This window comes from Paraburkholderia phenazinium (assembly GCF_900100735.1).
GTDB lineage: Bacteria > Pseudomonadota > Gammaproteobacteria > Burkholderiales > Burkholderiaceae > Paraburkholderia > Paraburkholderia phenazinia.
Genome location: NZ_FNCJ01000003.1, coordinates 57,604 through 72,070, shown reverse-complemented (window position 1 = coordinate 72,070; position 14,467 = coordinate 57,604). Strand labels below are relative to the sequence as shown.

Genomic DNA, 14,467 nt, shown 5'->3' with positions numbered 1-14,467 from the left:
TGTCATGCCTACACCCCAAACTGCTGCCAACGTGACGCCGGTTCTAGAGGCGCGTGGTCTCGTCAAGCGCTATGGCCACGTCACCGCCCTCGACGGCTGCGACTTCGAAGTGCTGCCCGGTGAAATCATGGCCGTGATCGGCGACAACGGCGCGGGCAAGTCGTCGCTGATCAAGGCACTCTCCGGCGCGACCGTGCCGGACGAAGGCGAGATTCTGCTCGACGGCAAGCCGGTCAAATTCCGCAGCCCGCTCGACGCACGCGCCCAGGGCATCGAAACCGTCTATCAGGATCTCGCGGTGGCGCCCGCCATGAGCATCGCCGAAAACCTGTTTCTGGCGCGTGAGCTGGTCAAACCCGGCTGGCGCGGTTCGATCTTCAAGATGATCGACAAGCGCCGCATGCTCGAAGAGGCGACCGCCCATATGAAGGACCTGCAGATCGGCATTCGTTCGATGCGCCAGGCTGTCGAAACTTTATCCGGCGGCCAGCGCCAGGGCGTCGCGGTGGCGCGCAGCGCGGCGTTTGCCCGTCACGTGGTGATTCTCGACGAACCCACTGCGGCGCTCGGCGTGAAGGAAGGCAACATGGTGCTCGAACTGATCCGGCGCGTGCGCGACCGCGGCCTGCCGGTCATCCTCATCAGCCACAACATGCCGCACGTGTTCGAGATTGCCGATCGCATCCATATCCAGCGGCTGGGACGGCGCGCGGCGCTCGTCAACACCAAGGACATTCATATGTCCGAAGCGGTCGCCATCATGACCGGCGCGAAGGAAGCGGACGTCAAGGCGATCGCATGACGCACGCATCCTGCTGACGGGCGCCTCGCGATGGATACCACCGGCACTCGCCCGCCCCTGAAACGTACCGTCGGCTCGAATCAGGTCGGCATGCGCCAGTTCAACGAACGGATCGTCCTGCAGGCGATCCGTTTGCACGGCCCGCTCGCCAAAGCCGACGTCAGCCGGCTGACGCGCCTGTCGATGCAGACCGTCTCGATGATCGTCGACCGTCTGATCGACGACGGACTGCTGGCGCGCCAGCCGCGCGTGCGGGGGCGCATCGGGCAGCCTTCGGTGCCGATTGCGCTGCGGCCAGAGGGCGCCTATACGATCGGCATCAAGGTCGGGCGTCGCAGCCTCGATGTGCTGGCGATGGATTTCGTCGGCCACGTCTGCAGCCGCGATGTGCTCGAGTATGCGTATCCCGATCCGCGTGTGCTGTTTCCCGCGCTGGAGGCCAAGCTCGCAAGAGTTAACGAAACGCTCGGCGAGCGGGCCAAGCAAGTAGTCGGCGTCGGGGTGGCGGCGCCGCTTTGGCTCGGCGGCTGGCGCGATTTCCTGGGGGCGCCGCCGGATGCGCTCGACGCTTGGCACGACATCGACATCCGCGCCCGCATCGCCGCCATGACCGGCCTGCCCGTCGAGTTCGCCAAGGACACCACCGCCGCCTGCGCCGCCGAGCTCGTGATGGGCCAGGGGCGCGGCATCCACAACTTTCTCTACCTGTTCGTCGGCACCTTCATCGGCGGCGGTCTGGTGATCGACGGCCGGCTGCATGGCGGCCCGCACGGTAACGCCGGCGCAGTCGGCTCGATTCCGCTGATGGATGCCACAGGTCAACCGCAGGATTCCTCAGCATGGCCAGGCGTGCGTCAACCGGCGCGTCAGTTGCTGCATGCGGCCTCGGGGTTCGTGCTGGAACAAAGGCTGAGCGACGCCGGCGCGCCGGCCGCCGCGGCGCACGATCATCGCGCATTGGCGCCGGAGTGGTGGCGGCATACCGAACGCTGGCTCGACACGGCATGTCCTGCGATTGCCGGCGCGCTAATCAATGCAACCGCCCTGCTCGATCTCGAAGCCGTGGTGATCGACGGCGAACTCGACCGGCAACTGGTGCGCGAAATCATCCGCCGCACCGAGCGCGTGCTGGATGGCTTCGAATGGGAGGGCATGGCGCGCCCGCAACTGCTGGAAGGCACCATCGGCGCCGATGCGCGCGCCATGGGCGGCGCGATCCTGCCGCTCTACGCGCACTTCGCACCGGTGCATGAACTGTTTCTGAAGCCGGCGACGGAGCCCGGGTTCTGAGGGGCGGCAGCGTCCGCGGCATACGCATGTCCCTGAGCCGCTGACGGGCCCCTTATTAGCTCCGCTTCACCGCCGGCACGGCGGGTGCAGCCGGCGCCTTCGGTTCATCGAGCAAGGGCTGCAGCGCCGGCGCCAGCGACTTCAGTAATTGCACAGACATCGCGCTCGTGAACTCATAGTGCGACGCATACGGCTCGTGAACGTAAGCGGTCAGCGTGCCGTAGAACCGATCGCCCATCATGAACACGAAGGTCGCGCTACGGTTGACCTTGCGCGACTCGATCAGCCGGCCGCCTTTGGCGAACACCTCGAAGCGCTGATCGCCCGTCCCGGTCTTGCCATATACCGGCAAGGTCGTGCCGTTGGGGAAGACCATGCCATCCGCGAGACGCTTGGCGGTGCCGCCTTGCACCACATCGTTCAACATCTCATGCACGACGCTGACGATCTCCGGCGACAACTGCGTCTGCGGCGCCACCGTCGCGCGTACAAAATGCGTTTCGTACGGCGTATCTTTGGCAAAGTCGAGTTGCGTGATGCTTTCGGTCGGCACCTTGTTGCCGCCATTTTCGATCACGCCGATCAGTTGCGCGAGCGCCGCCGGCCGGTCGCCCGAGGCGCCGATGGCCGCTGCATACGAAGGCGTCAGATTGGCGAACGGATAGCCGAGCGCCTGCCACGATTTACCGATCGCGTCATAGGCGCGCAACTCGATCATGCGTTTGATCCGGCGGTCCTGGGTCGCGTGATAGCGCGTCTTGAAGAGCCATGAATACGTCGTCTCCCGCACACCGCGGCTCGCCTCCTGAACCTGGTCGAGCGTGACATCGGGATGCTCGCGCAGATAGTTGACCAGCCACAGCTCCAGCGGATGCACCCGCGAAATGTAGCCCCGATCGTTCAGATTGAAGCGGTCCATTGCGTACTTCGTATAGAGCTTCGCCAGATCGTCGTCGCTGAGCCACTGCGCCGGGGTGTTTTTTAGCTGCTCGCGCATTTGCGTGTCGAACCAGCCGAGCGAGCCGTTGGGCGCCACGCTGCGCAACACGGTGGCGATCCTCGGCGGCGATTTGTGCACGCTGTGCAGCATGATCGCCAGCGCGTCGTCGGGCATCTTGCCGTGGTACTTGGTGTAGAAACGCTTCATATACACGCGGCTTTCCTGATCGGCGAAGCGGCTCAGGTAAAGCTGGCGGGCTGCGGGATCGTCGAGCCATTGTGTCGACGGCCCCGAGGTCTGGATCATTTCGTAGCGCACGATGTCGCGCATCAGCCGCACGAACACGAGGTTCACCGAATGCTGGAACGCGCGGTGCACGGTCAGGATCTGGCTGTTGTCGCTCGATTCGAAATTGGTGAAGGTCTGCGCGCCGCCGCCGGTATAGAAGGTTTCGCCCGCACTGGCGGAGTATTTTCTCTCCACGGCCGCATCGAGCATGGCTTGCAGCGAGTGGTCCGGCGTATGCGCCAGATAGTCGAGCGACCAACGCGTCAAGACGTCCTGCGGATCGGGCTGGACGCGCTTGAGTTCCGCTGGACTCATCGACGCATAGCGGTCGTGCAGGTCGGTGACGATCTGCAGGTAGGTGATGATCGTGCGCAGCTTGGCCGTCGAACCGAGGTTCAGGCGCGCGCCCGAGTTGATATCGAACGGTTCGTTGACGCTGTCGGTTTGCACTCGCACCAGGTTCGCACCGTTGTGCCGTTCATAGAGCGTCAGGCTGTAGGTGATCTTCGAGGGGTCGTCGCCGGGGCGTAGCATTTCGAATCCAAACAGCCCCGCGGCCTGCGCGCCGTCCTTGGTCGCCGCGCTCGCCAGCCGGTCGCTTACCGCCTGCTGAACCGCGTTATTGAGCGTGCCGGTGGCCTGCAAGTCGAGCCGGTCAAGTTCATAGTAGCTGCGCAAACCGAGCGCGGCCAGCAAGTGCGAGCGCATCGAGGTCACCGCCTTGCGGCTGATGAACGACTCATCGGTTTGGTGTACCGGCGTGCGCTTGAGCGCGATCTGTGCATTCAGGGCCGCGTCGCGCAATGACGGGGAGATGACACCACCCGTTGCGAGCAGCCGCAGATAGCTATCGGTCATGCGTTCAAGTTCGCTGTAGCCATGATTCAGAAAATACGAGGGTGCGCGCTGCGCGATCATCAGCGACAGCACCTGGCGGAATGCCAGCGCCTGCTCGGTCAGGTTGTCCGCCGACGATGGCGCGTTAAGAATCGCATTGACCTCGGCAAAATCGCGCCCATACCAGGCGGCCAGGCCGTCGCCCATGCCGTTGATCTCGCCGATGCCCGGCTGGGCCGAGAGCGGCACCGAGTTCAGGTACTGCACGACGATTTCGCGCCGCGCCGGCATGGTCTGCGGACCATCCAGATAGGCGCGCACGGAGGCAGACGCGATCTGCCGCAGTTTCTCGGGCGGCGTCGCGGTACGCCCATCCGGCGAATGGCGGAACTTCTCGATCTGCGTAGCGAGCGTGCTGCCGCCAGGTTGCGCCTGATGGTGGTTGAAAAACCGTGCGCCCTGGTCGAACAGCGCGTGGCCGAAACGCCCCCAGTCGATCGCCGGATTGCGGTTCGGCTGGCTGGGATCGAGCAGTTCGCGGTCTTCGATAAAACATAGCGAGTTGACGACGAGCGGCGGAATCGCGTCGTAGCTTCTGTAGATCCGGCCAGGATAGGCGGCGTTGAAAAGCGGTTGGCCAGTGCCGTCGAATAGTTGCAAGCCGGCCTGGTCTTTTTCCTGGTAGGGCAGGAACAGACCGTCATCCGCGAGCGCGAGCATCCGTTCCGAATCGCGCGCCTGCGAGGCCACCACAAAACCGCGGGCACTCAGGCGTTGCTGGAACGACGGCATCAGCGCATAGCCGAGCCGCTCGTCGTAGGGACCGGTGGTGGGGAAGCGGATGTTGGGGCTTGCACCATCTGCGAGCGTGAAGTCCACGTCGCGCGTCAACTCGGAGAGGTAGCGCGCCTGCAGGCGGGAGGTTTCGATTTCGATCTGGCAAAGTCTGGCCAGGATGGCCAGTGCCACCAGAATGGCCGCGATGAGCGACCATTTGATCCACTTCCACACCGACGCACCGCCGGCAACGCGAAGCGGAAACCTTACGAGTGGCCGATTCATGGCGGCATCTCCCTCGCAGGCGCCGAGCGATCAATCCAGCCTGCATTTAATGCAGTGTAGCGCGGATCGGCAAAACGCAAAGGCTCCGGAAAACCCCCAGAGTCTCGCGCCAACAACACCGCTTCAGCGAGTCGTGGCGGAACGGCAAATGTAGTGAGATATTGTTGGTTTCCGCGCGCGCAACCCACTTTACGCTACCGGCGAAACCCTGCAGACGCGGCTGGCCTCAAACGCGTTTTTAAAGCGCCTGTCCGGACCCATCCGGACGGCCTGTCCGCTGGGTCCTGGGCCCTGGCTGTCCCACCCGGCGTAGAACTGTGCCGGCGCCTCTCGGCGCCGGACTCCAGCCCTGGTCACCACGACTACCCCCCGTCCTCCCTTCCCTGCGTGGCCCTCGAACGAAACTCGGCTCTTCACGCAGGACTGCCTACGCACCCCTATACGTCGCCGCGGGCGGAACGGATGCAGATCAGCGTTGAAAAAAACCCGGATATAACCTCAGAGGGAAATTGATTAACATACCTCCGCACGCCATCACTCATTCGTCCATGACCGCCAACACTCGAGAATTAACGCCGGAAACGCTCGCCGTGCTCCTCGAACGCGTCGCCAGGGAGGACGCTGCGGCACTGCGGGAGCTATATGACATCGCTGCCCCGAAACTGTTTGGCCTTGCGCTCCGTATATTGAGCAAGCACGAGTGGGCCGAAGAGGTCTTGCAGGACAGCTTCGTCAATATCTGGCGCTTTGCGGGCGACTACCGGCGCGGTTTGTCGGCTCCCATGACATGGATGTCAGCGATCGTACGCAACCGTGCGCTCGACCACCTGCGGCGGGTAGATACGCAGGAAACAGAATGGAGTGATGCGTTGGACGATCTGGTGGCGACGGGAGACCCCGATCCGGAAGCATTGTCGGCCGTGAGCATGCAGGCACGGCTGCTGGACGGGTGCATGCAGCAGCTCGAACCGGCGCAGCGGCAAGCCGTCGCGCTCGCCTATCTGCGCGACCAGAGCCATAGCGAGATTGCCGAAACCCTGACCGTCCCGCTCGGCACGGTCAAATCCTGGATCCGGCGTGGCCTCGCCAAACTCAAAAGCTGCCTGGGGGGTGCGCGATGAATCTGCACCGCTACCCTCAACTGGTCGACCTGCTGGCCGCCGAATATGCACTTGGCACCTTGCGCGGCGGCGCGCGGCGACGCCTGCAACGTTACGCCGAGCACGACGTGGCAATCCGTCGTTCGCTGGAAGAATGGCAGCAGCGCCTCGCGCCGATGGCCGAGCTGGTGCCGGCGCGGATGCCTTCCGCGGCAGTCTGGAAAGCGATCGAACAGCGCCTCGGCTTTGTCGCCGCCCGTGGCCAGGCGCCGAGCCGGCCGCCGGTGCAGGCGGCTCCGGCCGCCCGTCCGGCGCGCGGCTGGTTCGACAATCTGGCGTTCTGGCGCGGCTGGGCGATCGGCGTCACCGCGCTTGCGTCCATCGCCATGGTTGTGGCCGTGCGTTCGCTGCTGCCGTTCGGGACGGTCACGCCGCAAGGCGCGCAAACGGTCGCGCAGCAGCCTGAGACCGAGGTGTCGCATGTTGCAGTGCTCAACAACAAGGATGCGCAACCAGTCATGCTGGTGGCGTGGGACGAAGCGCACTCGACCATGACGCTGCACCGGATCGGCGACACCCAGTTGCCGCCCGACCGCGCCATGCAGTTGTGGGGCATCCCGGCCAGCGGCCATCCGGTCTCGCTCGGCGTGCTGCCCAACAGCGGCAACGGCAAGGTCCCGGCTGGGCAGCAGCGGCCGGAAAGCTACGCGGCGCTCGCCATCTCGATCGAACCGCCGGGCGGCTCGCCCAACCCGAACGGCCCAAGCGGGCCGGTGGTGTTCAGCGGCAAGCTGTTGCCGGTATCCTGAGTCCTTTTTCTCGAGCCGGCGCCTGCTGAAACAGCGGGCGCCGGCCAACTCCTCTTTCCTCTTTATGCAAAGCTATTACGAAGCCACCGTGGTTCGCCCCGAGCGTGCCCGTCTTACCGGCAAGCGCGCGGCCGAGGTGTGTATTGTCGGCGGCGGGCTGGCGGGTCTCTCGACGGCGCTGGGCCTCCTCGAGCGCGGTGTGCGCGACGTGGTCGTGCTCGAAGCACAGCAGGTGGGTTTCGGCGCGTCGGGGCGCAATGGCGGTTTCGTGTTCGGCGGCTACAGTCTCGACTGCGCCGATCTGCTGAAAATCCTCGGCCCCGTGCGGGCGCGCGAACTCTATACGCTCACCACCGATGCGGTCGATCTGATGCGGCAACGCATCGCCCGCTACGGCATCGACTGCGACGCGACTCACGCCGGCGTGATCCTCGCCAACTGGTTCGACGAGCCGGCTCGCCTCGAAACGCAGCGCCGCCTGATGCGGGACTCGTTCGGCGTCGACTGGGAGCCGGTCGATGCAGCCACGCTCGCCGCACAGTTGAAAACGCGCCGCTATCACGGCGGCCTGTTAGAGCGCAACGCGTTTCACTTTCACCCGCTCAAGTATGTGATTGGCATCGCGGCGGCCGTCGCCGCCGCAGGGGCGCAGATTTACGAACACTCGCCGGTGCTACGGCTACAGCGGCAAGGCAGCGGTTTTCTGGTCGAAACCGCTGACGGCGCGATCGAGGCGCGCCAGGTCGTGATGGCCGGCGGCGGCTACGTGCGCAACGTCTACCCGAAGGTCGAGCGCGCCGTGTTGCCGATCGCCACCTACGTGATGGCCACCGAACCGCTCGGCACGCGCCTGACCGAAGCCATCGACACCGCCGCGGCGATCTACGACACCCGCTTCGCCTTCGACTACTACCGCCCCCTGCCCGACACGCGCATCCTGTGGGGCGGCCGCATCTCCGTGCTGAATCGCGAGCCGGAAGCGATCGCCCGGCTGTTGCAGCGCGATCTGCTGAAGGTCTATCCGCAACTTCGCGACGTGCGGATCGAGCATGCCTGGGGCGGCCTGATGAGCTATGCGCGGCACAAGATGCCGCAAATCGGCCGCAGCGCCGACGGCGTCTGGTACGCGGTCGGCTTCGGCGGGCATGGCATGGCGCCCACCACGGTGTCCGGCGAACTGCTGGCGGCCGCCATCTCCGGCGAGCGGCCGGTGCCGGAGGCGTTCGCCAGCTTCGGTCTCACGCACACTTTCGGCACGCTGGGACTCGCCGCCGCCCAGTTGACCTACACCACCATGCAGGCCCGCGACGCCCTGGCAGCGCGCCGCCGCGCTTCCTCTTGAGGGCGCGCCCAATACCTTGCCTGACGACGCAAACCCGCGCAAAGCTGCTGCGAAGCGCGCTGCAGAGCTGCGGCGAAGCGCGAATTTCGACATGCTAGAATGCGCCGTCATCGCCGCTCGAATACACAATGAAAAAGGGAAGCAAGGCCGCCGCGCCCGATCAGACCGGCATCCCGTCCGAACCTCCGCGTAGCGACGCCCGAGGTAGCGACACCCGTCGCAAGTACGACCCCGAAGAGACGAAGCGCAACATCCTCGAAGTCGCGACCCAGGAGTTCTCCGCGATGGGGCTGGCCGGCGCGCGCGTGGACGCCATCGCCGAGCGCACCAATACCACCAAGCGCATGCTGTACTACTACTTCGAGAGTAAGGAGGGGTTGTACCAGGCGGTGCTGGAAAAGGTCTACGGCGATATTCGCGCGCTCGAACAGGATCTGCACGTCAGCGAACTCGATCCGCTGGAAGGCATGCGCAAGCTGGTCGAATTCACCTTCGACTATCACGACCGGCATCGCGACTTCGTGCGTCTCGTCACCATCGAGAACATCCACGGCGCGAAGTACGTCGAGCAGTTGAAGACGTTCAAGAGCCGCAACATCAGTGCAATCGACACGATCGAAGACCTGCTGGCGCGCGGCGTCGCGAGCGGCCAGTTCCGCAGCGACGTGGATGCGATCGACCTGCACCTTTTGATTAGTTCGCTGTGCTTTCATCGCATCGGCAATCGCCATACGTTCGGCACGGCGTTCGGCCGCGATCCGTCGCATCCGCGGCTGCGCACGCGGCATCGGGCGATGGTGGTGGATGCCGTGCTGCGTTTCTTGCGCAACACGGACTGATCGGCAGGCAGCGAGGCAAAGCAAAGCGGCAGTGGGCCACGGGTACGGGTGGCCCCCGCCCGAGTCTTGCACTCGGCCCGCACTCACCTCGCGCCTCGCATGCAAGACTCATTCGGCGAGCACGATCCGCTTGATATCGCCGACGACAAAGATGTACGACAGCGCCCCGATCAGCGCGATCACGCCGATAAACACCAGCGCGCCGACGAACGAGCCGGTCCACGCCACGATCAGCCCCACCGCCAGCGGCGTAATGATGCCCGCCAGATTGGCCGCGAAGTTGAAGATGCCGCCCGTCACGCCGAGCAGGCCGTCCGGTGCGATATCCGACACCAGCGTCCAGCCGAGCGCCGCCATCCCCTGCGCGAAGAACGCCACCGAGAGAATCACGATCACCGTCACGTTGCTTTCGACGTAGTTGGCGAGAATGATCGTCGACGCGAGCAGCAGGCCGGCGATGATCGGCAGCTTGCGCGCCACGTTGGCCGAGACACCACGCCGCAACAGCCAGTCGGAGAAAGTGCCGCCGAACATCACGCCGATCGACGCCGCGATAAACGGCATGATCGCGAAGAAGCCGATCTTGAGCCAGGCCATATGGCGCTCGGTGGCCAGATAGGTCGGGAACCAGGTCAGGAAGAACACCAGCGTCGAATTGCCGGCGAACTGGCCGAGACAGATGCCGGTGAGCTGGCGGTGCTTGAGCAGTTGACCGATGGTGCGCCATTCGAAGCCGCTCGATTTCGGCTTTGTATTTGACGTCGCTTCGCTCGCATGCGAATCGCCCGTGTGCACGCCGCCCGTATGCACGGCGCCCGCCTTCTGCTTGCGATGCGTCAGGCCACCGCCCGCCTCGATGTAATCGAGTTCCGCGGCATTGGCGGCAGGATGGTCGCGCGGCTCGCGATAGCTGAACCACCAGATCACGCCGAATACCAGCCCCACTCCGCCCACCACATAGAACAACGAGCGCCAGCCGAACGCGCCCATCAGCGCGAACAGGAACGGACTGAAGAACGCGAGGCCGATGTATTCGCCGACGGTATAAGTGCCCGTCGCCATGGCCCGTTCGTTTTGCGGAAACCACGTCGCCACGACGCGGCTATTGGTCGGAAAGCACGGCGATTCCGCCACACCGAGGCCGAGCCGGAACGCGAACAGTGGCGCGATCCCGTGCACCAGCCCTTGTGCGAGCGTACACAGCGACCAGAACTTCATCGACAGAAAATACGTGACCTTGCTGCCGAAGCGGTCGAGAAACAGGCCGCCCGGAATCTGCGAAGCGACATAGCTCCACGAGAACACCGAGAACATCAGGCCCATCAGCGCAGCGTTGATGCCGAGTTCCTTGGTCAACTGCGGCGCGGCGATGCCGAGCACAGTGCGGTCGAGGTAGTTGATCATCGTGCCGACGGCAAGCAGCCCGAGGATGCGATAGCGCACCTTCGTGCGGCGCACGCTGGTCGCAGCAGCGCCTGATTGCAGCGGCGGCGACTCCGGCAGATCGGATTGGGTTGGATGAATCGGTTGCGGCATGTCTGTCTCCACCATGTTTTATTGGGTGTGCTGCATGGCCCTGCTATGCGTTTCGTTGCCCGTCTACGGCTTGGGCAGCAGCGTCTGAAAGTACGCGAACATCCGCTCGGCATCCGGTTCCAGTCCGGTGAAAATGCGGAACGCGTCCACCGCCTGATAGACCGCCATGCCGCCGCCGCTGAGCGTGCGGCAGCCGACCGCCTCCGCAGCCTGCAGCAACGCCGTGCGAATCGGGAAGTAGACGATATCGGCAACCCACAGGCCGCCATGCAGCAACTCCGCCGGCAACGGCAGGCCCGGCAGCTTCGCCATGCCAGTCGGCGTTGCGTGAATCAGGCCTTGCGCCTGCGCGAGCGCATCGGCGAGCGACTCGCCTGCGCGCACCGTCGCGGACGGGAAACGCTGCTGCAGTTCGTCCGCGAGTTGGGAGGTGCGGGCGGCGTCCACATCGAATAGCGTCAACGTTCGCGCACCCATTGTCAGCGCCGCATGGGCAACGGCCGCGCCCGCACCGCCGGCGCCGAGTTGCACCACGCGTTCGAGCGACACATCCGGCAAGCCGCGCTGGAAGGCTCGCGCGAAGCCGGACCAGTCGGTGTTGTGGCCAATCCTTTTGCCGTCTTTTAGCAGCACTGTGTTGACGGCGCCCAGGGCGCGCGCATCGGCAGACAGCTCGTCGAGCAACGGAATGATCTGCTGCTTGCACGGATAGGTGACGTTCAGGCCGTTGTAGCCCATCCTTTCAGCTGCGACCAGAATCTCCGGCAGCGCCGCCACGTCGAGCTTGAGCGCGTCCAGATCGATGCGGCGATAGACATACTGCAGGCCGAGCTGCCTGCCCTCTTCCTCGTGCATCGCGGGCGTGAGCGAACCGCCGATACCCGAGCCGATCAGTCCGACCAGATACGATTGCTTGTCAGCAGTTATCGTCATTTCGCAGTCCTCGCTTTCAGGATGGTCGCCATGCGCTCCAATGCCAGCACATAGCCCTGCGTGCCGCAGCCGATGATCACCGCCTCCGCCAGCGCCGACACATACGAGTGGTGCCGGAACGCTTCACGCCGATGCACGTTCGAGATATGCACCTCGATCACCGGCTTGTCGATCGCACTCAACGCATCGGCAAGCGCCACGGAAGTGTGCGTGTACGCCGCGGGATTGATGACCACGCCATCCACCCTCGTGCGGGCTGCGTGCAGCCAGTCGATCAGTTGATGCTCGGCGTTCGACTGCTGGAACTCGAGCGCAAGATCGAGCCGAAGCGCTGCGTCGCGGCACATCCGCGCGACGTCATCCAGCGTCTCGGAGCCGTAGATAGCCGGCTCACGCGTGCCGAGAAGGTTGAGATTGGGTCCGTTCAGGACCAGTACCGAGGCGAAACTCATTGCGGCGACTCCATGAAATTCGGGTGCGGGTAGCGCGGCCGACACAATCAACCTGGCACCAACTCGGCCACTTTTCCCCACTGTGCCCCTAGTGTGCGCCAGATCGGGCGCTTCGGTCTTCTGGGGTTTTCTCTAATTTGTACGATCTAGTTAGTTTGTATAGAATCGCCAAAACTTGAACTAAAGTGGCGAAAAGTGTCCATGAGTTCGAGATAGACAAGTAACCGGGTGGACCATTTTTAAGCGCCATCCGCTTCGCTGGCGCCGCTCAGACCCCGCTCTGGGCCCCGTTTCCCGCCTTTTTTTCCTTGCCCGCAGGAGCCGTCATGCAACGTTCGATTGCCACCGTGTCGATTAGCGGAACGCTCGTGGAGAAGCTGACCGCCATTCAGGCGGCCGGCTTCGACGGCGTCGAGATCTTCGAGAACGACCTGCTCTATTTCGACGGCTCGCCGGCCGACGTGCGCCGCATGGCCGCCGACCTCGGCCTGAAAATCATGCTGTTCCAGCCGTTTCGCGACTTCGAAGGGGTAAGCGCCGAGCGGCTCGCGCGCAATCTCGATCGCGTCAAGCGCAAGTTCGACCTGATGCATGAGTTGGGCGCCGATCGCCTGCTCGTTTGCAGCAACGTCTCGGCGGACACGCTGCGCGACGACGGCTTGATCGTCGAGCAGCTAGGCTCGCTGGCGCTGGCGGCGCAGCAGGCGGGCGTGATCGCCGGTTATGAAGCGCTGGCGTGGGGGCGTCATGTGAATTCCTACCGGCATGCCTGGAGGCTGGTGAATGCGGTGAACCATCCGAACCTCGGCATCGTGCTCGACAGCTTCCACACCCTGTCGATCAACGACCCGGTCGACGAGATCGCCAGCATTCCCGGCGAGCGCATCACCTTCGTGCAGATTGCCGACGCACCGAAACTGGCAATGGACGTACTCGAATGGAGCCGCCACTACCGCTGCTTTCCGGGCCAGGGCGATTTCGATCTGGCCGGCTTCACGGCCCGCGTGGTGGAAACCGGCTACCAGGGGCCGCTCTCGCTGGAGATCTTCAACGATGGCTTTCGCGCTGCGCCGACGGCGGTGACAGCCGCGGACGGGTATCGTTCGCTGCTGTTTCTCGAAGAGCAGACCCGCAACAAGCTGATCCAGCAGGGTCAGCCGGCCACTCAGCTGTTTCAGCCGTCGCCGGCGCCCACCCATGTGGGCTTCCAGTTCCTCGAATTCGCTGTCGACGACACAGCGCGCACCCAACTCGCCGACTGGCTCGGCAAGCTGGGCTTCCAGCGTGCCGGACGGCATCGCTCGAAAGATGTGACGCTGTACCAGCATGGCGCCGCATCGATCGTACTAAACGCCGAAGCGGACTCGTTCGCCAGCGCCTTTTTTCAGCAACACGGACTGTCGTTGTGCGCTTCGGCGCTGCGCGTCGACGATGCGAAGCTCGCCTTCGAACGCGCGGCGGGCTTCGGCTATACGCCGTTCTCGGGTCAGGTGGGACCGAACGAGCGGGTGCTACCTGCGGTGCGGGCGCCGGACGGCAGCCTTAATTACTTCGTCGACGAAACGCCCGATGCACCCACGCTGTTCGAAGCCGATTTCCTGCTGGACGAAAAACCGTCACAGCAAGCGCCAGCACTGCTGACCGAAATCGATCACGTGGCCCTTTCGCTGCCCGCCGATGCGCTGGACACGTGGGTGCTGTTCTTCCGCACCGCCTTGGGCTTCGAAGCGGAGCCAAGCTGGGTGGTGCCGGACCCCTACGGACTGATGCGCAGCCGTGCGCTGCGCAGCCGCGACGGCTCAGTGCGCATCGCCTTGAATGCGTCGCTCGACCGGCACACGGCGGTAGCCGAGGCACTGCAGACCTATCGTGGCTCCGGCTTGAATCATGTCGCCTTCCGCAGCGACGACATTTTCTCGGCGATTCCGCAATTCGTCGCCGCCGGCCTGCCGATTCTGGCCATCCCCCGCAACTACTACGACGACCTGGCCGCCCGCTACGCGCTGCCGGACGAGACGCTCGAAGCACTGCGCGTGCGCAACATCCTGTACGACCGCGACGAACATGGCGGCGAGTTTTTTCATGCATACACGGCCCAGCTCGATCAGCGCTTCTTTCTTGAAGTCGTCGAGCGACGCGGCGGCTACGACGGCTATGGGGCGGTGAACGCCGCAGTCCGGCTGGCCGCGCAGGCGCAACACCGTAAGCACAGCGGCAACTAGCCTTGCAGATTGTTC

Annotated in this window: 11 protein-coding genes; 7 read left to right on the top strand and 4 right to left on the bottom strand. The window is 64.3% G+C overall.

Annotation, left to right across the window (positions count from 1 at the left end):
• The first annotated feature begins 4 nt into the window (after nt 1–4).
• Nucleotides 5–802: an ATP-binding cassette domain-containing protein gene (locus BLQ92_RS07570; protein WP_090683104.1), complete on the top strand. Its 798-nt coding sequence runs from the start codon at nt 5–7 to the stop codon at nt 800–802.
• Nucleotides 803–832: 30 nt separating this feature from the next.
• A complete protein-coding gene (locus BLQ92_RS07565; protein ID WP_090683102.1) occupies nt 833–2,092 on the top strand; it encodes an ROK family transcriptional regulator in 1,260 nt (419 codons plus the stop codon).
• A 55-nt stretch (nt 2,093–2,147) separates the two neighbouring features.
• Here the strand turns inward: BLQ92_RS07565 and BLQ92_RS07560 are convergent, their stop codons facing one another.
• Nucleotides 2,148–5,219: a transglycosylase domain-containing protein gene (locus BLQ92_RS07560; RefSeq protein WP_090683100.1), complete on the bottom strand. Its 3,072-nt coding sequence runs from the start codon at nt 5,217–5,219 to the stop codon at nt 2,148–2,150.
• 548 nt (nt 5,220–5,767) lie between these two features.
• On the opposite strand from BLQ92_RS07560, the gene BLQ92_RS07555 reads away from it, so the two are divergent.
• From BLQ92_RS07555 to BLQ92_RS07540, 4 genes are all read left to right on the top strand, one after another.
• Nucleotides 5,768–6,340 carry a sigma-70 family RNA polymerase sigma factor gene (locus BLQ92_RS07555; RefSeq protein ID WP_090683098.1) on the top strand — a complete coding sequence of 191 codons (573 nt, stop codon included), beginning with the start codon at nt 5,768–5,770 and terminating at the stop codon, nt 6,338–6,340.
• Complete coding sequence (locus BLQ92_RS07550; RefSeq protein WP_090683096.1) at nt 6,337–7,128, top strand: anti-sigma factor; 792 nt, start codon at nt 6,337–6,339, stop codon at nt 7,126–7,128. The genes BLQ92_RS07555 and BLQ92_RS07550 overlap by 4 nt, the downstream gene beginning before the upstream one ends.
• A gap of 64 nt (nt 7,129–7,192) precedes the next feature.
• The gene (locus BLQ92_RS07545; RefSeq protein WP_090683095.1) at nt 7,193–8,470 is read left to right on the top strand and encodes an NAD(P)/FAD-dependent oxidoreductase; all 1,278 of its coding nucleotides are present in this window, start codon (nt 7,193–7,195) and stop codon (nt 8,468–8,470) included.
• 128 nt (nt 8,471–8,598) lie between these two features.
• Entirely contained in the window at nt 8,599–9,309 is a 711-nt protein-coding gene (locus BLQ92_RS07540) for a TetR/AcrR family transcriptional regulator (RefSeq protein WP_090683093.1), read from the top strand.
• Between the two features lie 108 nt (nt 9,310–9,417).
• On the opposite strand, the gene BLQ92_RS07535 is transcribed toward BLQ92_RS07540, so the two are convergent.
• From BLQ92_RS07535 to aroQ, 3 genes are all read right to left on the bottom strand, one after another.
• Entirely contained in the window at nt 9,418–10,845 is a 1,428-nt protein-coding gene (locus tag BLQ92_RS07535; protein ID WP_090683092.1) for an MFS transporter, read from the bottom strand.
• A gap of 63 nt (nt 10,846–10,908) precedes the next feature.
• On the bottom strand, nt 10,909–11,778 hold the full coding sequence (locus BLQ92_RS07530; RefSeq protein ID WP_090683091.1) for a shikimate dehydrogenase: 870 nt from the start codon (nt 11,776–11,778) through the stop codon (nt 10,909–10,911).
• Complete coding sequence (gene aroQ, locus BLQ92_RS07525; protein ID WP_090683089.1) at nt 11,775–12,230, bottom strand: type II 3-dehydroquinate dehydratase; 456 nt, start codon at nt 12,228–12,230, stop codon at nt 11,775–11,777. Before aroQ ends, BLQ92_RS07530 begins: the two co-directional genes overlap by 4 nt.
• A 326-nt stretch (nt 12,231–12,556) precedes the next feature.
• On the opposite strand from aroQ, the gene BLQ92_RS07520 reads away from it, so the two are divergent.
• Complete coding sequence (locus BLQ92_RS07520; RefSeq protein ID WP_090683087.1) at nt 12,557–14,452, top strand: bifunctional sugar phosphate isomerase/epimerase/4-hydroxyphenylpyruvate dioxygenase family protein; 1,896 nt, start codon at nt 12,557–12,559, stop codon at nt 14,450–14,452.
• The last annotated feature ends 15 nt before the right edge of the window (nt 14,453–14,467 follow it).

What these genes read in the sequence shown, in the direction of transcription:
- BLQ92_RS07570 (WP_090683104.1), top strand. Translation starts at nt 5, where the DNA reads ATGCCTACACCCCAAACTGCTGCCAACGTGACGCCGGTTCTAGAGGCG.
- BLQ92_RS07565 (WP_090683102.1), top strand. Translation starts at nt 833, where the DNA reads ATGGATACCACCGGCACTCGCCCGCCCCTGAAACGTACCGTCGGCTCG.
- BLQ92_RS07560 (WP_090683100.1), bottom strand. Translation starts at nt 5,219, where the DNA reads ATGAATCGGCCACTCGTAAGGTTTCCGCTTCGCGTTGCCGGCGGTGCG.
- BLQ92_RS07555 (WP_090683098.1), top strand. Translation starts at nt 5,768, where the DNA reads ATGACCGCCAACACTCGAGAATTAACGCCGGAAACGCTCGCCGTGCTC.
- BLQ92_RS07550 (WP_090683096.1), top strand. Translation starts at nt 6,337, where the DNA reads ATGAATCTGCACCGCTACCCTCAACTGGTCGACCTGCTGGCCGCCGAA.
- BLQ92_RS07545 (WP_090683095.1), top strand. Translation starts at nt 7,193, where the DNA reads ATGCAAAGCTATTACGAAGCCACCGTGGTTCGCCCCGAGCGTGCCCGT.
- BLQ92_RS07540 (WP_090683093.1), top strand. Translation starts at nt 8,599, where the DNA reads ATGAAAAAGGGAAGCAAGGCCGCCGCGCCCGATCAGACCGGCATCCCG.
- BLQ92_RS07535 (WP_090683092.1), bottom strand. Translation starts at nt 10,845, where the DNA reads ATGCCGCAACCGATTCATCCAACCCAATCCGATCTGCCGGAGTCGCCG.
- BLQ92_RS07530 (WP_090683091.1), bottom strand. Translation starts at nt 11,778, where the DNA reads ATGACGATAACTGCTGACAAGCAATCGTATCTGGTCGGACTGATCGGC.
- aroQ (WP_090683089.1), bottom strand. Translation starts at nt 12,230, where the DNA reads ATGAGTTTCGCCTCGGTACTGGTCCTGAACGGACCCAATCTCAACCTT.
- BLQ92_RS07520 (WP_090683087.1), top strand. Translation starts at nt 12,557, where the DNA reads ATGCAACGTTCGATTGCCACCGTGTCGATTAGCGGAACGCTCGTGGAG.